General features: G+C 57.9%; 12 protein-coding genes. 3 read left to right on the top strand and 9 right to left on the bottom strand.

The features are described 5' to 3' along the window. Positions 1 to 15 precede the first annotated feature (15 nt). The 7 genes from FMM02_RS11030 to FMM02_RS11005 all read right to left on the bottom strand — a co-directional run bounded on the left by FMM02_RS11030 (position 16) and on the right by FMM02_RS11005 (position 7,937). On the bottom strand, positions 16 to 822 hold the full coding sequence (locus FMM02_RS11030) for a glycosyltransferase (RefSeq protein WP_147494888.1): 807 nt from the start codon (positions 820 to 822) through the stop codon (positions 16 to 18). Then, positions 819 to 1,997, bottom strand: coding sequence for a glycosyltransferase family protein (locus FMM02_RS11025; RefSeq protein WP_147494887.1), 1,179 nt, complete (start codon positions 1,995 to 1,997; stop codon positions 819 to 821). Before FMM02_RS11025 ends, FMM02_RS11030 begins: the two co-directional genes overlap by 4 nt. Next, complete coding sequence (locus tag FMM02_RS11020; RefSeq protein WP_147494886.1) at positions 1,994 to 3,280, bottom strand: lipopolysaccharide biosynthesis protein; 1,287 nt, start codon at positions 3,278 to 3,280, stop codon at positions 1,994 to 1,996. Before FMM02_RS11020 ends, FMM02_RS11025 begins: the two co-directional genes overlap by 4 nt. 146 nt (positions 3,281 to 3,426) lie before the next feature. Next, positions 3,427 to 5,442, bottom strand: coding sequence for an acyltransferase family protein (locus FMM02_RS11015; RefSeq protein WP_147494885.1), 2,016 nt, complete (start codon positions 5,440 to 5,442; stop codon positions 3,427 to 3,429). Continuing rightward, the gene (locus FMM02_RS11250) at positions 5,432 to 5,575 is read right to left on the bottom strand and encodes a hypothetical protein (protein ID WP_187107783.1); all 144 of its coding nucleotides are present in this window, start codon (positions 5,573 to 5,575) and stop codon (positions 5,432 to 5,434) included. Before FMM02_RS11250 ends, FMM02_RS11015 begins: the two co-directional genes overlap by 11 nt. Positions 5,576 to 5,580: 5 nt before the next feature. After that, positions 5,581 to 6,858 (bottom strand): Vi polysaccharide biosynthesis UDP-N-acetylglucosamine C-6 dehydrogenase TviB, encoded by a 1,278-nt coding sequence (gene tviB, locus FMM02_RS11010; protein WP_147494884.1) that lies wholly within the window; start codon positions 6,856 to 6,858, stop codon positions 5,581 to 5,583. Positions 6,859 to 6,884: 26 nt separating this feature from the next. Continuing rightward, positions 6,885 to 7,937: an NAD-dependent epimerase/dehydratase family protein gene (locus FMM02_RS11005; RefSeq protein WP_246104780.1), complete on the bottom strand. Its 1,053-nt coding sequence runs from the start codon at positions 7,935 to 7,937 to the stop codon at positions 6,885 to 6,887. A 525-nt stretch (positions 7,938 to 8,462) separates the two neighbouring features. Between FMM02_RS11005 and FMM02_RS11000 the strand changes: the two genes are divergently transcribed. Then, positions 8,463 to 8,843, top strand: a complete 381-nt coding sequence (locus FMM02_RS11000; protein WP_147494882.1) for a VanZ family protein — start codon at positions 8,463 to 8,465, stop codon at positions 8,841 to 8,843. Positions 8,844 to 8,903: 60 nt separating this feature from the next. On the opposite strand, the gene FMM02_RS10995 is transcribed toward FMM02_RS11000, so the two are convergent. Further along, entirely contained in the window at positions 8,904 to 9,614 is a 711-nt protein-coding gene (locus FMM02_RS10995; RefSeq protein ID WP_147494881.1) for a thermonuclease family protein, read from the bottom strand. Positions 9,615 to 10,139: 525 nt separating this feature from the next. Here FMM02_RS10995 and FMM02_RS10990 point away from each other — a divergent pair. Continuing rightward, positions 10,140 to 11,390: a GGDEF domain-containing protein gene (locus FMM02_RS10990; protein WP_147494880.1), complete on the top strand. Its 1,251-nt coding sequence runs from the start codon at positions 10,140 to 10,142 to the stop codon at positions 11,388 to 11,390. Between the two features lie 265 nt (positions 11,391 to 11,655). After that, the gene (locus FMM02_RS10985) at positions 11,656 to 13,497 is read left to right on the top strand and encodes a putative bifunctional diguanylate cyclase/phosphodiesterase (protein ID WP_187107782.1); all 1,842 of its coding nucleotides are present in this window, start codon (positions 11,656 to 11,658) and stop codon (positions 13,495 to 13,497) included. 90 nt (positions 13,498 to 13,587) lie between these two features. On the opposite strand, the gene FMM02_RS10980 is transcribed toward FMM02_RS10985, so the two are convergent. Continuing rightward, a complete protein-coding gene (locus FMM02_RS10980; protein ID WP_187107781.1) occupies positions 13,588 to 20,649 on the bottom strand; it encodes an autotransporter-associated beta strand repeat-containing protein in 7,062 nt (2,353 codons plus the stop codon). Positions 20,650 to 20,661 lie beyond the last annotated feature (12 nt).

Genomic DNA, 20,661 nt, shown 5'->3' with positions numbered 1-20,661 from the left:
TAGAGTCAATACCTCTCACTGAAACGCTCGGAGTCGATAAATAACTTCGCGTACCATACTTACCAAGAGCAGCATGGGCGCTTGCCAGCTCAGCTTCCTCCAGTGCTTCAATATCACGCGCGAGGTGTTCCTGGCGTTCGCCAACTGAACGCGTTTTAGCCGTAGCGGCCGGCGATATAACAGAACGACGTTCTCTACAGAATGAAATCTCCCGTCATCGATCGTGCGCACCCAAAGTTCGCGATCTTGCCCTCTCCCCCATGCGCGGTCGTAGCGATGGCGAAGAATCCATGACTTCCGGTACATCACTGCCGGGTGGGCTATGAGGTGGCGGAATACCAGCGCGAACGGAGAAGGCCGTTTCTCGAAGTTCCACCCTGGAACGACACGCTGGTTGTTCTCGCATGCATCTTCGGAAAACAATCTAATAGCTCCGCCTACCACATCATAGCCGGCGGCGATCGCCTTTACTTGCCATTCTAAGCGCTCTGGCACAGCAACATCGTCGTCGTCCATGCGGGCGATTAATTCGCCCTTCGCCAAACGACAGAGAATGTTCAGTGATCGCGCTAATCCTCGCCGTTTCGCAGAGTATAAAACACAAATTCTAACATCACTAAGGTCACGCTTCAGTTCGGCGATCAATTCGCCTTGCACAGGGCCGTCAATCAAGAGCAGCAGTTCAAAATTTGTGTGGGTCTGCTCCAAAATGGATGCGCATGATCTGCGCAGAAGGCCGACGTCTTCGAGCGTCGATGCCATGATCACCGTAACCAGGTGTTGCGGGGCCGGTACCGTGATTTCTTTCGTTTTAGCACTCATCTATCTGTGGCCTCACGGCTCTCAATTTTTTCATGCCGACGACCGAAAATCCGACTTGGTGAAAGATTCGATCTTGCAAACTCATATCGGTGTCGACGATGCCGTGGTTCCAACAGCCTTACTACCCGGTCATATGCCTCAATGATGGATAACTCGCCCACAAAGAGATCGCACCCCAAAATTGGATCCTCCCGTAAGGGCAGATCCGTAGAGGCCGTGATGGTCACCACACCACAAGCTAAATACTGTCGGAGTTTCTGTTGTGAATTCCCTATGAGCGCCACCCTCTCAGGAACGTCAAAAGAAAGCCCGACATCAAACTGCCCGATCAACTGACTAACGTGATTATAAGGCACCTTGCCGAAGCATAACACGCGCGGATGCTTCAGACGAAGCTCCTCGTCAGTTGTTAATTTTCCAATCACAATTGCATATGCGTCCTCCCTATGCTGAACGATCTCCAAGGCCTGTAACGCGCCGCGTTGCGTGGGAAATCCCCCAGCATAGCCCACGATGATCGCGTCCTGAGGAATGCCGTGTTCAGCACGAAATTCACTTCTAAGTTTGGCTGGAATAGGCTTGAACTGTGCGCAATTAACGCCGTTTGGCACGTACTCTACCTTCCGGCCTGCGACGGAGGCGAGGTTTGCGGCCATTTGCGGAGTTGTTGTGTCCACCCACTCCGCAGTCCGCGCGATGTGTTTTCTGAGAGCCCAATCGGCAAGCTCCACGAGACCGCTGAGTCGCGCCTTGATGCCCTTTTCAATTGCGGCATCCGCGCTGCGAGTGCCATTTAAACGGGTCGCTAATAGTCTCAAATCCGGTCGAAGCCATTTTAATAATATAGGCAAAACACTCAAACGACTGTGCCTGTAATAGATTGCACCGTCGCGGCGAGCCAATCTTGCAATTGCCTTAGCAACCTCGATCTGAGTTAAAATGAATCTAATTGGCCTTCTTAAGGTACACCTTCCTAATGCGACTTGTTTAAGCCCGTGTAATTCGCTGACCGCGACCGGGGACAACAGCAAAGATTTAGAGAACGATGACAACAACCATCTGTTAAATTCTATCTCGTTGACCGCGGGACCATTATGCATAGACATATCAACAAAATTTACTGATATGTAGTCGAATTTTTCCCGTGACTCTGTGATTGACAACATATTGTTCAATTCTTAATTGATTTAAAAGAAGATATATTGTTATAGTAGACTATAGTACTTAGGATATAAAAAATCGCGTTCGCGATGCAGAAAGCTTCGATTGCGAAATTAGGTAGGTGATTTCCGACTAGCACCACCGCGCCAATTCGTAAGCACGCACCGGCAGCGGAAAGGCGAGCGTGCGTCCCTTGCCTCATCGAGACGTGCATTACTGCGGAGAGCGGATACGAAATCAGCTGAAATGCGGACCAAGGGAGCATCCAAACGACGAGGCGACCGGCGTCCATCCATTCTGCCCCAAAAATCACGCCAAACGTGAACGGTGCAATCAGCGCAATCGGAACGCAGATTAAGACTGCTGTCGTGATCAGTCCCCAGGCCGTCCTGGCAAAAAGGCGCCGCAGTTCATCTTGCGTTTGGGCACGCGACGCCAGCGGTAGGAACACTTGGGAGATTGATGAGCCAAGTAACCTAAGGGGTATAAACATTACCATCTGGGCGACGAAAAAATGCCCTAGCTCTGCAGGGCCCGTCGTCACAGCCAAGAGAATAATTGACGCCTGCTGGCTGCCCGTATTGAGCAACGCTTCGGTCGACGAAAGCCGCGCTGCGTTAAAATATGCCGCTGCTGTCCGAGACATTGAATGATAACTTAAGTCCCGAAAGATTGGACGATCGTGCTTGGCAACGCCCTTAATTAAAGACCAACTACCTCCACCCATGTTTACGATGCGGCCAGCATAGAGTCCGTGTGGCACCCATCCTATCAGTCCGCTACCAACTGTGGCGGCAGCACCAAAGATCGATTGGCTAACTCGCGTGATGCTGACGTCAACGAACCTACTTCGGCGAGTAGTCCATGATTGGAGTGACGCGTAACAGCCGGATAGAAATAGCCCTAGTGCAACAAGCCAAGCCATCCCGCCCGATACCCTCGGGATATCAATCCATCCTTGGCTCAGGAACAACATCATCACGGGGATTGATAAGACAGACAATGTAACTGTAGATAAAAGTGAAAGTGCTAGTAGGTTTGCTCCAGTTTTATCACTCTCCGGCACGACTATCATTACGTCAAATCGCAGACAAACGATAACAGCGAGACCGCTAACAATCGCCGTAAATACTGCAAGGCCGCTCAGGTCTATTGGAGAGTATAGCCTAGTTATCAGAGGCAGGCTCATCAAAGCAACGCCTCGTCCAATAAGAGTCGCACCGCCGAGAAGCGCGACGTTCTTAACAAAACGTGAGCGAAAAAGTGCTTTGAATTGCCCAACAGAAGTCAACCTCATCTCATATCTCTGCGAGGGGGTGACACTGCTTGGCAGCAGTTGGGGAGCAAGTAGCTGAACGCCGAGCAAACCAGAACCAAATCTGGCGCCGGCGCCGATTGCCGATCACAAACAACTTGCTCATAAAACAAACCTTCATGAGAAGACTATTGCGGCGGGCGCCGGTGCGGTCGAATTAGCGCGACAAGGCCGTAGGCTAGTTTTGCCGCGCCAGCTGGCGAAAGGTGGTCGTCGTCAGAGTAAAAGCTAGACGAGCCTGCCGCGACTGGGCACCTAAAATTGTTACACATTACCGAAGCAGGATCGTAATAGTCAGCACCGAAGTCAGCGCCCTCGAGAAGAATCGCATTGGCTTCGCGCTGCCGTTCTATGTGTTCCCGAACCAGTACCGACCCATTGGAAAGTGAATGCTCACGATCTGCCCAAGGAAGCGCCGCCCATGACCGAGCCAGCAGCGGTTCTAGCAATTCGCGCTGTTGAGGTACCTGTTTTACAAATACAACCCTGACCCCCATAGCGTTAAGCTCCTGAGCCGTATGCCTCACTCCAGCTCGGAACGCGGCTCTCGACGACGGCAAATCAGCCGGGGCGTCGGTACGCAGTCCCCAAGCACGGAAATCATAATTCTGGGCAACTGCAGATTGCCACCTTCCAACCAAGAATACCGTCCCGATCGAGGGACTTTGCTCCAACATCGGAACTATCTGATCGTGAACCCGCTTACACGCGCGAGACTTCGCTGGGCTCGCTTTTATCAGGTGAACATTCAATAGCGGTGGGCAAGCTGACGACGCCAAAAATCTTCCTTGCAGACCGTATCGAGACGCAACATCGTCTAGCGCGTCAAACAACGCCCATGCATGGGAGTCGCCAATAACTGCAAAATTGGGCGGGCCTTTCGAACTTCCCAAGTTGCACTGCTCGGCTTTATCCAAACAAGTTCTAGCCTCATCGCTATGTTCGAGGGTTGCCCAACCGAGCTCATTAGAGCCGAACCTCGCCGGCATACCCTTCAGTTGAACCAATATGGCGCCTGTTGCCGCCACTGCTGCGAGCGCTACAGCACTCCAAGCGAAGATCGACCGTTTACTGGTAACTCTGGCAGCGCGCAGGGGCTGTTCAACGAATCGCCAAGTCGCGAACGCCATCCCTAACGAGATGAAGATTAAAGCTATCTGCTCCCAAAGAAAAAGCGCTTCTACTTTCGCGTACCGGAAGAGCGAAATTATAGGCTGATGCCAAAGATAAGCGCTATAGCTAATCAGGCCTATCGCGATCATGGGGCGAACAGTTAGTAGACGATAAACGATTGTCCCTGGCGTCGCATATTTTATTATGAGCATTGTTCCGACCACTGGCGCAATTGCATATGGCCCGGGGAACGGCGTATTTTTGTCATAAACGAATGCGGGGATAAGAATGGCCGACAACCCCGCAATCGCGAGCCAATTCTTCACGGCTGCCTTTCCTGCAGCCGCATTATAGTTAGAGGCTGGAACCGCCAGCACAGCCCCCATAAGCAACTCCCAACCCCGAGTTGGAAGAAGGTAGAAAGTCGCACTTGCATGGGCTCTATACGTCACGAGTGACAGAGCAAAGCTTAGAGCAGCTGCAATCATAAACAGTTTGCAAGTATGACTCTTTAACAGACGTCTCAATAATAGTATAAAGAATGGGAATACAATATAAAACTGCTCTTCTACTGAAAGACTCCAGGTATGGAGCATTGGCTTCAGATCTACGTTTTCTTCGAAGTAATTTGCTTCTAGCCAGAAGAAGATATTGGAACTGAAAGTCGCAATAGATATTAAGCTATTACCGAAATCAATCAGATCGCTAGGAGAAAGAATTAGAATGGCTACCGGAGTTGTTAAGAAAGATACAAGGCAAAGTGCTGGCAAAATTCTCTTAGCGCGCCGCTCGTAGAACGTCGCAATATTGAACTTCCCTTTGTCCACTTCGGCAATAAGAATGGAGGTAATTAAGTATCCGGAAATTACAAAGAACACGTCGACGCCGACATATCCACCGGTGATCCCGCTAATACCCGCGTGGTAAATCATCACGGGCAAAACAGCTAAAGCCCTTAGTCCGTCTATTTCTGGGCGATATATTATGCTCTTTGTGTGGAGCGCATTTATATTTTGATCGTCACGCGCCATAATTGACCGCCGAATCGTGATGTAATCGGCCCTCGACTTCGGTCCTGGCCTCGATGGGGTAGAGAACAATCAGCAGGAGCCCACGCGTCCGGCTGGCCAATTCCACCAGATTGAACCGCGGAATTCTTCGCATTTAGATCAAAGCCTTAGGTCGCTCGCGGCCGAGGGAAACAAACCTTTCATATCGAAAAGCACAGATTCTGTTCGGCCATAACGGCGAAAGGCATCTGCATTGAGTCCCCTAAACTTATCGTGGGCGACGGCTAGAACCACCCCGTCGTACACACCTTCCGAAGGCTCTTGGGTCAACTCTAGACCGAAGACTTCCAAGGTATCTTCCGAGCTCGCCCACGGATCGCAAATGTCGACATGGACCCCTAATGACTGCAACTCGCGTACCACATCGATAACCCGAGTGTTTCTCAGATCAGGGCAGTTTTCTTTGAAAGTTAAACCAAAGATAACTACGCGTGAGCCATCGACATGGATGCGCCGTCTCAACATGGCTTTGACCAACTGGCCGGCTACATATGCACCCATTCCGTCATTCAGACGACGCCCAGCAAGAATGATTTCAGGGTGATACCCAATTGCCTGTGCCTTATGCGTCAGATAATAGGGGTCTACGCCGATGCAGTGACCGCCTACCAACCCTGGTCGGAACGGTAAGAAATTCCATTTGGTGCTGGCAGCTTCCAACACCGCACCAGTATTAATTCCCATCTTATTGAAAATGATTGCAAGCTCGTTCACGAGCGCGATATTGAGGTCGCGCTGCGTGTTCTCGATGACCTTCGCGGCCTCAGCCACTTGGATCGATTGCGCCTTGAAGGTGCCCGCCGTGATTATGGATGCGTAGAGATCGTCGATGAGATCGGCTGCCTCTGCAGTCGATCCCGACGTTACCTTCATAATCGACGGGAGCCGATGCTCTTTGTCGCCTGGATTAATGCGCTCCGGGCTATATCCCGCGAAGAAGCCTTGGTTAAAATTGAGGCCAGACTCCCTCTCCAGGATCGGCACGCAGACTTCCTCGGTGGCGCCGGGATAAACCGTGGACTCATAGATGACGATGTCACCGTCACTCAGCACTCGACCGACCATTTCAGACGCCTTTCGCAGCGGCGTCAGGTCAGGCTGCTTATGCTCGTCGATCGGGGTCGGAACAGTGACGATGTAGCAGTTGCAATTCGCCAAATCCGCAGGATGAGTCGTGAAGCTCAAACCTCCCGCTTCGGCTAGCTCGTCCTTTTCGACTTCCAGAGTACGGTCGACCCCGTCCTTGAGCTCAGAGACCCGCTTCTCGTTGATGTCGAAGCCCACTACGGAGCGCCGTTTTCCAAATTCGACCGCCAGCGGCAGACCAACATAGCCAAGGCCGATCACCGCGACCTTGAGATCCTCGAGTTTATGCATGGGAACGCTCACTGGAAAAAACCGATCTACTTGTTGGCATAGTCGCGGTACCAGGCCACAAACTGCCGGATGCCATCGCGAAAGTTGGTTTTAGGCTGGTAGCCCGTAAGCTCGGCGAGGAGAGAAGCGTTTGCCCAGGTGGCAGGCACATCACCCTTCTGCATGGGCATGTAATTGCGCACAGCTTTAATGCCGACTTCCTCCTCGATCGCATCGATGAAATCGAGCAGTCGAACCTTGTCGCTGTTGCCGATGTTCACGATCCTGAAGGGAGCTACCGGGCTCAAGGAATCCCCGTCCCGGATGCCCGATGGCACGTCTGGTCTCACAGGAGGCGTGTCGATCAGAAGTCGGATTCCTCGCACGAGATCGTCCACGTAAGTGAAATCGCGCGCCATCTCGCCGTGGTTGTAGATATCGATCGGCCGGCCATCGAGGATGGCGTCAACGAACTTGTAGAGCGCCAGGTCCGGCCGACCCCACGGACCATAAACGGTGAAGAAACGGAACACCGTCGTCGGCAGATTCCACAAGTGCGCATAGGAATGCCCCATGGACTCGTTTGCCTTCTTGGTCGCCGCGTAGATGGTTAGCTGGCTATCGGCCTTTTCGGTCTCGACGAATGGCATTTCTTCGTTCGCGCCATAGACCGATGACGTCGACGCCATGAGGAGATGATCAACCCCAAGCCGGCGGGCAATCTCCATGACGTTGAACGTGCCAACGATGTTACTGTCGATGTACGCGCGCGGGTTTTCCAGGCTATATCGAACGCCTGCTTGCGCCGCGAGGTGAACGATGATCTCGGGCTTGAAAAGTTCAGCTACAGCCCACAGCCTGTCCGCATCCTCCAAGAGGGCTTCAGTCGCCGTGAAATTGGCATTCTGAAGCAACATCTGGTGACGACGACGCTTCAGGTTGACGTCGTAATAGTCACTCATCCCGTCGTAGCCGTGGACGACAAAGCCCTCAGCTAGAAGTACTTTTGCAAGGTGGAATCCGATAAAACCGGCTGTCCCGGTGATCAGGACACGACGGGGCTCGGCCGGATTGCCGTTGGCGAGGGTCTCAACCGTCACAAGATAGATCCGGATACGACAGCAGCGATGGAGCAGGGTCTTGGGCCCCGTTCCCAGTTGAATTGTCCAGCTGCTAGCGCAGGCAACCGGCTCACCTGACCGCCACGCTTCGTTTCGCAGCTGCACGGCATCACAACACCGGCGCCCGCGGCGACAGGAGCAGGCTCTACGGCCAGTTGCCCCGGCCTTTCGGAGGCGATCGTGGTTGTGATCGGATGGCACTGCGTAATTGCAACGACAGCGCGGAGACATTCCGCCGCATCGCTGCGCCCTTGGAACCGCATTAGCCCGCCGGAGAGGCGCCGCTGCACCGGTTCACCTCCGACAATGGCTAGGATTCCACACATAAAACACGCTCAACAAGGCCCGAGACCGCTGATCACAAGAGGCTGAATGCGCCTGGGCGCCCTCCCCGCGTTGCCGCCTTAGATGGGTGGCACTTGGGCGCAACCCGGAACTTCCCCGGTATCGACGCAGCGAGAAAAATGGAGAGGAGCGACCGAGTTTGTCGTTAGAAGGCCCTCAATGCACGCTATCCTTCGCTTCCTGCTGATCCTGGCTATCCCTGCTACCATCGTCCTGGCGCTGCTGCCGGCACCGCCCGCCATCGCCGGCCTCGAAGCCGACCCCACCAAACATGCCGTAGGAATGGGCCTCGTGACATTCCTCGGCGGAGCAGCATTTCCCCGCCGGTCGCTATGGGCGATCCTGCTGGTCGTTGCGCTCGCCAGTGGAACTCTGGAGTTTCTCCAGGGCGTCCATCCTTTTACGAGGGATCCAGACCCCGCCGACTGGCTTGCCGGAATGATCGGCGCCGCAATTGGCGCGGGGCTCTTGGCCACTATCCGCAGCACAATGCTCGCTGGTGCCCGGTCGCGCAGATCGCGCCCTCGGCCGAACCTCTAGCGCTCACTGCATCAGAAAAAAGCCGGCAAGGGCCAAGCTGTCCGGTTCTCGTCAGTCGCGCTATCGAACCTTCGCTCGGCGATATCCCGCGGCCCGGGCCTCGGCTTCGCTGCAGAACATCGCCTCGGCACGCGTCTGCGCATAATAGGGCATTCCCGGAAGGTGATAGATGAACTCGCCCTTCCGCGAGTGATTACCCTTGATGTTGCAGCCCCTGGAAGAGCTCAGCGCAGCCATGGGCCGGCGCTGCGACTGGGAGCGCGCCGAACTTCCAGCGGCCTTGGTCCCGCGGCCAGAGGCGCGCCCAACACCTTGCTCCGCCCTCACCTCGGAAGGCGCCTGGAACGTTCCTGCCCATAGCCCCTTTTTGCCGAGCTTTGCGCTTTGCTCAGCCGAGACATAGTCATGGGAATAGCGTCGAAACGCCAAGGCATAGCCACTCGCGACCATCGCCCGGTTGAGATCGACGCCTCCGGCCGAACATCTCGCGATCGTGCGACCATGCACATCGAAACCGGTCGGTACGCAGCGCACCTCGCGGCCTTGCACCAGGGACGCGAGCCGGTCTTTGGCGTCGCGCCCGCAATCCCAGCTCTGCCCGCCCTTTTGACAGGTCTGGCTTAGCTCCGGCGCATCAATGCCGAACAGGCGCACGCGCACGTCACCAATGTCCAGGGAATCTCCATCCCCGGCCGTAGCGGTACCCACCACGGGATCTACGCCATTGCTGGCAGCCGCAATCATCGCGGCGAACAGAAGTTGGTTCAGCATCGGCCCGAATTATCTCTCAGGACAGGACATCGCAAAGCCGGAATTTCAGGCTGTCGTGCTCTCTTCCCTCTCGGCTCTGGCCAGCTCGATCCATTTACCTGGCTGGGTACGCAGAAGGCGCGCCCCGCAGACGCTGCAAACACTCTCCCAGCCATCCGGCGTACGCTTGGCACGGCGCTTCGAACGCAAGTGCCCTGTCAGTTTACGGCATAACTCTTTCACAAACCCCTCCCCCAAGGGCAAAAACATAACGTGGGGATTTAATTCGCGTTAAGCAGTCTGCACATCCGGGAGAAACCCTGCCTGTTGCCCAGCATGAGAAAGAACAGCCTGCTGCGCCCCCTACTCGTCTCCACTACTCTCGGGCAACAGCCAGCGACTTGAACGTCTCACCAATCCCTCCGTTTCGGAGCGACGGTTAATCGCCGGAAGAGGCGCGTGGCTTAATGCGCTTGCTAACCAGGTCAGCGCTCACCCCTGCACGCCAGTGAGGTTACTGACCATCAAGCAGGATCGCGCTGACCGATGACTATTGAAGGTAAATCCGCCCTCCCCAGCTTCCCCAAGACGATCGTCGCGGCCAGCATCGGCGCGATCATCCTGATGCTCGGAATATCGAGCTACATGACTTGGCACCTTGGCGAGCAGATCCGCACCTCGGTCCGGTCCCAGACCAAGATCCTGACCGCAGCTGAGCGCCTTGAACATTATGGCAGCGTTCTCGAATTATCGATCAAGGCAGTCGTCGCGACTGGCGATCCCGAGGCTGCTGCCCGTTACCGCGCGGTGCAGCCCCAGCTGCGTGAGACACTGAAGGAGCTGCGCACGAACCTCGAGCCCTCGGCGGTTACAACCGTTGCCACCTCCAATGTTAACAGCGCCGACCTTGCTCTCACCGCGCGCGAATTCCAGGCCCTGGACCTTGCCAGCCGTGGCCGGCTCGACGAGGCCAAAGAGCTCATCCACGGCGAGGACTATAATCGCTATCTCAAAATCTATTACGGCAGCATCGCCGAGATCGAACAGCGGGCGACCGAGCATTTCATGAGTAGCGAGCGTCGCCTGGATTCCTACCTGACCGCCATTCTCACTCTCAGCCTTGCGTCGTTCCTGTTCCTCATCGTGGGGACATTCGCCGCAGGTCGTCCTGCCCGCAGTTGGGCACGCGAACTCAAGCTGTCACAGGAGCGTACCGAAACGGCGCTGGTGGATCTCCGGAGCGCCCAGGAACTGTTGAAAGCGGCAAACCAGAATCTGTTCGAACAGGCTCGCGTTGACGCGCTGACAGGCGTTCAGAGCCGGCGAAAGTTCAACGAGGATGTCGAGAACGTCATTCCACGCGCACTTCAGGATGGAGAGTCCTATTCCCTGATCATGTGCGACGTCGACAACTTCAAGCTCTACAACGACAATTACGGCCACCTCGCCGGCGACGAAGTGCTTCGCTCCATTGCCGACGCTTTCAAGGCGGCTTCCCGTTACGATGACCAGGTCTATCGATATGGCGGCGAGGAATTCGTCCTGCTGCTCAAATCGACGTCGCTCGAAGCCGGCAAGGTCTCTGCCGAACGCTTCCGTGCAGCCATCGAGGCCATGCAGATCCCTCACGTCGGCAACAAGATGGGGATCGTCACGGTCAGCATGGGCCTGGCGCAGATCGAGGCAGGAAGAGGTCTTTCGATTGGCCGATGGGTCGAGCTCGCGGACAAGGCACTTTACGAAGCAAAGCGCTCGGGGCGAAACCGCGTCGAGAACGTGGCGTCCCTGGCTGCTTGAACTTTCCTGCTTTCGGCGCCCGACCTACCAGCGCGAACGCAATGAGCCCCCTGGAGGCCGCCTAACAGTCGGTTTGCCTCACCATTTTGGTGGCAATTTCAATCAGGCGTAAACAATGCGGACTTAACCAATCGACATGGATTCCTACCTTGTTCGTTGGTTGCGTATTTCGGCTTCGGCTCCCTTCGAGCGGGAGGTCCTCCGCAACAGATTTGCTTCCCTAAGACAGCAGGTCCCGTGGATATTCGGCATTCTCGGAGCCAATGTGATCGGGGTCGAAGGTGCCCTCCGCAACTCCGATTACACCGGCGGAACGGTTGCCGGCGCCGTCTTCTTCACCATCATCGTCGCGCGGATGGCGCACTGGTATCGGATCCGTCACAAGACCCTGTCAGTTTCCGAAATCCAGGCCCACCTCAAGAAGAGCTTTATCCTCAGCTCGTGCGTGACCCTGCTGTTTACGGCTTGGTGCGTAAGCATCTTTCTGCAGCTCCCGCTTCCAATGTCGCTGGTAGCGCCGCTCTTCGTTGGCATGTTCGGAATCGGGGCCTGCTACGGGTTGATCAACTTTCCGGCGGCCGCCCACGCGGTGATCTACTGCACGCTTGCCCCATTCATTGTCCTATTGTCGATCTCAGGTGGGATACTCGAGATCAGCATTGCGTTCAGCTTCATCGCCGCACTGGCGATGATGACGCGAACGATCGCGGCGCATGACGCGGCCTTCGTAAAGTTGGTCAGATCCAACATCGATACCGAACGCGAGCGAAGCCGCGCGTTGGCTGCGGAAAATGAGGCTTTGCTCGAAAAGACCCGTGTCGCGCAGATTGCCAGGACCGACGCGCTCACCGGTCTCCTCAATCGCCGAGGATTCTTGTCTCAACTCGACCAGATCGCCCCCTCGGCTCAAACCGTAGGCATCGCGATCTTTGACCTTGATGGGTTCAAACCGATCAATGACACCTATGGTCACCTCGCAGGCGACGCCCTGCTCAAGGATGTCGCAACCCGCCTCTGCGGGCTCGTCGGTGAAGCCTCTGTGTTCCGACTGGGCGGGGATGAATTTGCAATCTTGCGCCCAAATCTCTCGATCGATGAAATCCAGGCGCTGGCACTGGAGGCCATCAAGGAAATCGACACCCCGTTCACGAGTGACGGGCGAAGAATGACCGTGACGGCTTGCGCTGGCGTCGCGGCATGCCCGATGCCGGAATCCAGTTCAGAAATCATGCGCATGGCCGATCTCGCTCTCTACATCGCAAAGGGTCATGGCCGCGGCCAGGTTCAGTGTTTCACCGAAGACGTGAGATACCAGGTCGAACGCCGAACCCTGATCGAACAGGCCCTGCGCGAACCCAATATCACCGAGCAGATCGACGTTGCCTATCAGCCCATTTTTGACCTGCAGAGAATGGAGGTCGCTTCATTCGAGGCATTGGCGCGCTGGCGTCACTCCGAGCTTGGCTGGATATCGCCTGCCGAATTCATTCCAATAACCGAGCAGATCAGCATCATCGAGCCGCTCAGCGAGGCGCTTTTGGCGAAGGCGTGCAGAGACACGCTGAAATGGCCAAACCCGGTCAAACTCTCCTTCAACCTCAGCCCTTGCCAGATTTGCTCCACCGACGCGGCCGACCAGATCATCAATGTCGTAAAAGCTAGTGGTCTCGATCCTAGTAGGATCCAGATCGAGGTCACCGAAACAGCCCTCCTCAGCGATTTCGATGCTGCCCGGCGCTGCATTTCGAAGCTCAGGGAATCCAATATGCAAATTGCGTTGGATGACTTTGGCTCCGGCTATGCCTCCATCACCTATCTTCGCGAGATCCGGTTCGACTGCGTGAAGATGGACGGCTCGCTGGTCAGGTCTCTGATCCATAACCCCGACAGCCTTCCGCTGATCAGCGGCGTTCTTGCACTTTGCCAGTCAATCGGCGTTCCCTGTGTCGCCGAGCATATCGAAACCGACCTCCAGCTGAATGCGCTCCAAAGTCTCGGCTGCCGCTATGGCCAGGGCTTCCTGCTTTCACAGCCACTTCAAGCCAGAGAGGCACAGCGTTTCTCGGGCCTGTTCGCAGTAGACGGCTTCGAGAAGATCGCCGTGTAACCGAGAAGTCGCGGCGCACCACCGACGAGGACGAGCGGGAATCAAAAAGGCGGCCGGGTCACCCAGCCGCCTTTTCAATTTCAGAGGTGATTAAAAGCGGATGCCAACATTCAGGCTGACCGTCTGGCGGTCCTCGCTGGTAGCCAGGCGACCATCATAACCGATCCCCACCTTCACGTTGCCAAAGACACCGTCAATGCCGGCACTGACCCGGGCAGCATTGGCTGCGCGCGCAACGCCTTCGACCACGAACGGGCTGCTGCCATCAACCGAGGCGAGCATCATGCCCTTGCGGTCGCCCATGAGGTGCTCCCAGCCTACCGACATACGCGGTGTGATCACGCCGCCCCAACCGGCAATGTCGTGGTGCAGCCTGACACCCAACTGCGTCCGAGTGCTCCGGAAACGTTCCGCGTCGATCGTCAGAGCAGCTTCGTCCCCGCTCTCAACGGCACCATCAAGCTTGATCCGCTGATGGCTGAGTTCGGCGAACGGCGCGACGCCAACGCCGGCGACAGTCGTCGGCGCAGCAGCGAACAGGTCAATCTGCGTTATCCGCCCATCGCGCGACGACGACACTTCATCCGTGAAGCCAGGGAAGGCAACCAGGCGATTGGTGTCGATGTCGTGCCAGCTGCGGGTCAGCCCGCCGCCAACTTCGAAGCCTTCACCGGTATAGGTCACGTCTGCACCAAGCAGGGCCGACTTGATGTCCGCCTTGCTCGAGCGAGCGCCAACCTTCACGTCGCTGTTGGCGATGCCGCCCCCGGCGCTGATCGAAAGTCCGCCGGAGAGATAGCCGAGGCCGCCGAGAAGGGCATTACCGTCACCGCGAGCTGCCGCGGCACCAGTTTCATATCGCCCATCATGATTGCCTACCGAGCGGCTGGCATCAGCCCAGACGAAGAGATTGCCGGCGCGACGACGCTCAGCCTTGCGCATTGCCTGCACGAGCCGGTTGTTCTCTTCCGCCAGCAGCATTGGCGTGCTCGCGTAGATTTCACCTGACAGCCCGTCGTAGGCCTGCCGCGCGCCATCCTCGGACTGGACCAGGATCGCATCGTAAAGCGTCCCGACGTCGAGACCCTGCAGAGCATTAGCAACAGCGACCTGGTTGGCCGTGGTGGCTGCATCCGCAAAGTTGATGTCGTTCCGGCGAAGCGTCAGGTGAACCTGGTTCGACGAATAGCTCAGCGTTGGATCGAGGAAGGCAAGGTTGCTCGTGACGCTGTTGAACGCACCGGAGACCGAGCCGCCAGCCTGGAGGATCAGGTAACTCGTAAGCGGCGAGTAGGTCGCGCCGCCAGCCAGTACCTGTACCGTGCCGCCATTGATGACAATATTACCGGTTGCGGTGGCAAGATCCGCCGCAGTTGGCGTCGTTTCGACCTGGTAGATCGACCCGCTGTTGAAGGTCAGGTTTCCAGCGACCTGCAGATGTCCGATCGAGTTACCCGGAGCAAGAATGCCTCCGGAATTCACCACGAGGCCGGCGATACTGCCATTACCGCCGATCAACCCGCCACCACTTACGGTGACCATCGAGGCAAGCGAACCGTTCACGAGCAACGAGCCGCCGGTCACTGCTGTTGGACCGGTGTAGGTGTTTGCACCGCTCAGCATCAGCACGCCGCTGCCCGACTTGGTCAGGTTACCGGTGCCGCTGATAACGCCGCCAAACTGGGTGTTGAGTGCCGATGAGACGATGAGATGGCCGCTACCCAGCGTAACCGAACCATTCCCGGTCAGTCCGCCGATGGTTTCCGTGTGACCCGCGAGATCGAAGGTCGCACCGCTATCCACACCGACGAGCACGCTGTCGGCAAGACGTTCGGAAGAAACGAGTTGCACGCGCCCGCCGGCAACCTGCAAGCCACCGGTAAAGCTGTTCGCACCGCTAAGTGCCAGCGTTCCCGTACCGCCCTTCCAGAGGCCACCCGAGCCGCTGATGACGCCTGCGAAAGTGCCGGTATCGTTGCCCACGAGGACAAGGTTATTGGCGCCAAGCGCAACCGAACCGGAGCCCATGATTGTGCGGATGGCTTCGCTGGAGTCCAGTCGCAGGGTTGCGCCCGCCGAGAGGCTAACCGCCGCCGCGTCGTTGATCGCTGACCCGCCAGACACCGCCAGCGTGCCGCCACTTACGCCGAAGTCAGCGGTAAGCGTATCAATCCCAGAAAGGCTGAGGACGCCGGCGCCGGTCTTCGTCCGGACTTCAAAGCCCAGGAACTGGCCTGCATCGTAGCTGACCGTGCCGCTGCCGATATCGAAGAGCAGCTGGTCAAGGCCGTCCCCACCATCGGCAAGACCGCCAAGTCCCCCGCTGCGCAAGGTCAGATTGTCATCGCCGCCGCCAAGGCCGGCAGCGCTGAGCGTCCCACCCGCTTCGAGCGTGATGACGTCGACACCGTTGTCGCCGGTCGCATTGTACGCACCGTTGACGGTGCCCGCGATGGTCGCGGTTACAAGCTGCCCGCCGCCGACGACGATATCGCCGTTGACGGTCGATCCCGCCTGCAAGTCCAAATCGCTGGTAGCGCCCAGGATGATCGCTGCGCCATCGATGCCGCCGCTGATCACGCCCCCGGCCATGTTTGTGATCGTGCCGCCCTGGGCGAGGTAAATGCCGTTGCCGGCCGCCAGGGTGGACTCGATCGTACCGCTATTCGTGATGTTGGCGCCCGCGGCGGAGGAGAAAATACCGCTGATCACGCTATTTTCCGAACCGCCGACGACCTGGATAATACCCGCGTTATTCACGGTGAGATTGGCGCCGTCGGAATAGATGCCGGCATTGCCGCCAACCATCGTCCCCGTTGCAAGGTTCGTTATCTGGTTACCGCTTCCGGAACCCGTGTAGACGGCGTTGAAGACATCACCGCGCATATGACCGGCATTGGTGAGGATGAGGTCAGCGCTCGAATTGTTGACGACCCCCCAGGTGTTTCCGGAAATGCTCCCGCCCGCGAGGTTGTCGATCGTTCCGCCACCATCGGTTCGGACGCCCGCTACATAACCTGAGGCCCCGCCCTGGATCGTACCCGCATTGGAAAGCACCAGATTGCCAAAGGCTAGAACTGCATAGCTGTTGCCCAGAATCTGACCGGTGGCGGTGTTCTCGATCATTCCGCCATTGGCCAACGTCACAGCTTCGCCGCCGCCCAAGGTGATCGTTTCACCGCTGATAAAGCCAGTCGCGATGCGACCCGAGTTAACGATGCTGTCGCCGCTATGGCGGCCAACAACGCCCCAGCCTGAGCCCACGATGTCTCCGGCATTGTCTAGCGTCAGCATGCCGCCACCCGAGACGTCGATGCCTGAACCAAAGGCTTCGCGAACGATGTTGCCCGTGGCGTGGTTGGTGATGACGAGATCACCGCCATGCGTAGAGTTGATGGCGCCAATCATGTCGCCGGAATTCTCGACCGTGACCTGTTGCCATCCCAGCGAATGGACCGCGCCGTACGGACCAGTGATCAGTCCGCCAATCTCGTTGGTTATCGTCGCGCCGCCAAAGACCAGAATGGCCCGATCGCCGCCGCTCACGACGCCGCCCGATTGATTGGTCAGGGCAAGACCCGTCTCGTTATAGAAGCCGAACGAGTTGCCGTGGATCTGACCAGCGTTGGTGACCTCCAGCAGCCCGCCGCGGCTGTAGATGCCGGTGATGGAGCCGAGAATCTGGCCTCCCGCCAAGTTGTCGATGCTGCCGCCGCCCAGCGCTTGGACGCCATCATTGCCGTCAGAATAGGCAAATGTTGAACCGCTCAACCAGCCCGAGCCGATCAGGCCGCCATTGGTCAGGGTTAGCCCATTGACTGCAACCAGGCCCGCAAAGCGGCCGACGATCTGGCCATGATTGGTAACCACGACATCGCGGTCGGAGTTGATGCCTAGTCCACTGGTGCGTGAAGCCCAGCCTTCACCGATGATCTGACCGCCGGCATGGTTGACGACACTCGAGAGGTTCCCGTCCAGACCGTTGAACAAGGTCCCGCGGATAACCCCGTAATTTTCCGCGGTTATTACACCATAGTTAGAGCTTCCAGTATAATAGCCGCTGATTGTGCCACCCTCGCGGTTGACCAAGTGGCTACCATCACCGTCGAGCCGAACACCGACATAAGAGGTGCTCTGGATCGTGCCGGAATTGTCGACCGTCGACGCCCCGCTACCGCCATAAACCCCGAAAGAGGCTCCCGTCGTAAGGCTGCCGTCGCTGCCGACGATCACCGCTCCATCATCGCCGTACAGAAAGACGGGGCCCACGGTATTCGCTGCCTGGAAAATGGCCTGGCTATCGCTCACCTGCATCGACCCGGCAAAAGTCAGGCTGTTTGCAAACGTCAGCTCACCTCCGCCGTACACGGCGACCGAGCCATTGCCCGAAATGGCCTGTCCGACCGTGCCGCTGCTAGCCTGGTCGAACGAGAGATTGCCGTTGTTGACGATCGATCCGCCTGAAATCGAGTTCGAAGTTCCGGACAGCGACGCGCCGGCTTCAATCGTGGTGGTACCGCTCCAGCTGTTCGCGTCATTAGTCAGCACGATCAAGCCGTTGCCGCCGATTGTCACATATTGGACAGGATCGGTCGTGGGCGTGGTTCCGGTCGAGATCACTCCAGTGAGTATCGCGACCGCGCTGTTGATCGCCTCAAGCCGGGTCGGATCAGCGCTCGCAGGAGGTGCAACCTCCAGCATGATGTCGTTAGCGTAAACACCCGTTGCGGCGAACTGCACGGTCGGGTTGATCATGTGGATCGTGGCAGTGCCAAAGGCGCCGGCGGTCTCGGCGCGAAGGATGGCGCCGTTGACGTAAATGTCACCGGTCAAGGACGAGGTGCCGCTAAACACCAGCGCGCCGTCATTGCCGCTGCCATTGCCGGCATAGAATTGGTTGAACCCTGCCGGGACGCTGTCGAACCGGAGGGTCCCAGCGCCGGTCTTGCCGAGAGCTTCAAACCCGGTGAGCGTATCGAGACCAGCCTCGCCATAGGAAGAGAAGCCGCTGAGGAAGAGCGTATCATGCCCCTCCCCGCCGTCGACGCCCGCATGTGCGCCACCGTTGGTGAACATCAACATGTCGTCACCAGCGCCAAGCGAGGATGCAGCAGTGACAATGCCGGTGGACCCAATGTGAAGCAGGTCCGCACCAGCGCCGCCCTGGAAGCCGCCGTCCAGCAATCCGTCCACCCGAAGTTCGGCCGAACCGTTCCCTGCGACCGTCACATGGCCAAAGGTGGACGATCCGGTTGCAAGTCCGATGACAGCGTGGACCCCATCGTCGACCGTGATCGCGGTCCCGCTGCCCGACATCGTTCCCGTATTGATTACGGTACCGTTGGCCGAAACCCGCACGGCTTCAGCCCCACCATTGGTGGTCCCTGCGTTGGCAAAAAGGGCGCCGCCACCCACCAGTCGAACCGCGGAACCCGGCGCACTGATAAGCCCGTCAGTACCTACAGCCAGGCTCGTATCCTCGCCAATGGTGAAACCGCCGGCAATACTGCTGTGGCCGTCAAGCTGAACCGAGCCGCCGCCAGCAACAGCGATCGTTGCACCGGGCCCCGAGCCACCGACCAACGAGTTGCGACTGTCGTCGGCAATGGTGCCGGTGAGGGTAATGACATTTCCGGTGCCCGGAGAAAATGTGGTGGTCGTGCCGGACATTAGGAACATGTCGCTGCCAGCACCGCTACCGCCAGTTGCACCCGACCCGCCGCCAGCGCCGCCCTGGGCTGCGCTACCGGAGAATAGAACGTTGCCGCCTATGGTGATTGTCGCGCCCGCATTGACAAAGATCGCGCCGCCAAAACCAGCGCCGCCGCCACCGCCTGCATATTCGGGATTGTTGCTGCCAGTACTTCCCGTACCTGCACCAGCGCCCCCGCCAACAACCATACTGTTGTAGACGGAGCCTCCGCTTCCACCGCCGAAACCGCTGGCTCCCCCGGCGCCGTAAAGCGACCCGCCGCCGCCGCCGCCGAACCCGCCGGCACCTGCAACATCGTAGGAGCCACCGCCGCCGCCGAAGGTGCCGCCGTTACCGCCAGCGACCGACATGTACGAGCCGGCAGAACCGCCCCCGCCGCCACCGTAGCTGCCATCGGCACCATCGCCATTCGATCCACCAGCACCGCCTACGCCGGTGAGCCCACCACCGCCACCGCCGCCGCCTGGCAAGGCATAATATCCATAGGCATAGCCGTTGCCGCCATCACCGCCGCCCGTGGCGCCGCCGCCGCCGCCACCACCGCCGGTGCTGGACGTCTCAGAGTAATTGCCCGGTGAGTACCAGCCGCTGTAGCAATAACTCCCGCCCCACCATGAATAGTAGCAGCCTCCATAGCTGTAATATCCGCCGGTGTACGAAGAGGTTCCTGCCGTCCCTGCTGCACCACCAAGGCCGGCATCGAACCCAAAACCGCCGCTACCGGCGCCGAGGGCTGACCCAGCACCGCCATCATTTCCGCTAGTGCCTGCCCCAGCTCCACCTGCTCCTGCGGGCGTGCTCGAAGAATAGCTGCTGTAATAAGAATTATACTGGCTTACGGCCGTGCCGCCGGCCCCGCCGCCGCCGCCACTGAAGCCGCCGCCTCCGCCGCCCGCCGCAGTCGAGCCACCGCCACCGTCACCGCCCAGGCCTCCGCCGCCGCCCGCCGCCGCAGCGCCGCCGGCCAAGCTGCCGCCATCACCGCCGACAGCGCCATTTTGGCTGAAACTGACGTTTTCGACCGATACGTTCCCGGCGTTGACGAAGATGGCGCCTCCGGCTCCTAGGCCACCGCCGCCGAGCCCCGCCCCATCGCCGCCTTCCGCAAGGCCATTATACAGGCTGGAGAAATTCAGGATGTTGATGCTGGAATTTGGCGCATCGATGAAGAACAGCCGGGTCGAACCGCCGTCGAGGGTATAGCCGGCACCGTTGATCGTCAGACTGCCGGTGATGACAGGCAGATTGGCCGCAACGATATCGTTCGCAAAGACAATCGTGTCGGCTTCTTCACTGGCATTGGATGCGAGGATTGCCGCGCTCAGGCCCGCCGCATCGGTAACGACATACTCTGCGGCATGGGCTGGGAATGCTATGAGAGCTGTCGAGCTCAGGATAAGGTTACGCAGCAGGCCGCGCTTCGCGCGGCGATCCGTCATAGCAATCATAAT

The sequence above is a fragment of the Sphingomonas xanthus genome, assembly GCF_007998985.1.
Lineage (GTDB): Bacteria > Pseudomonadota > Alphaproteobacteria > Sphingomonadales > Sphingomonadaceae > Sphingomicrobium > Sphingomicrobium xanthum.
This window is presented reverse-complemented; position numbering and strand designations above follow the sequence as displayed.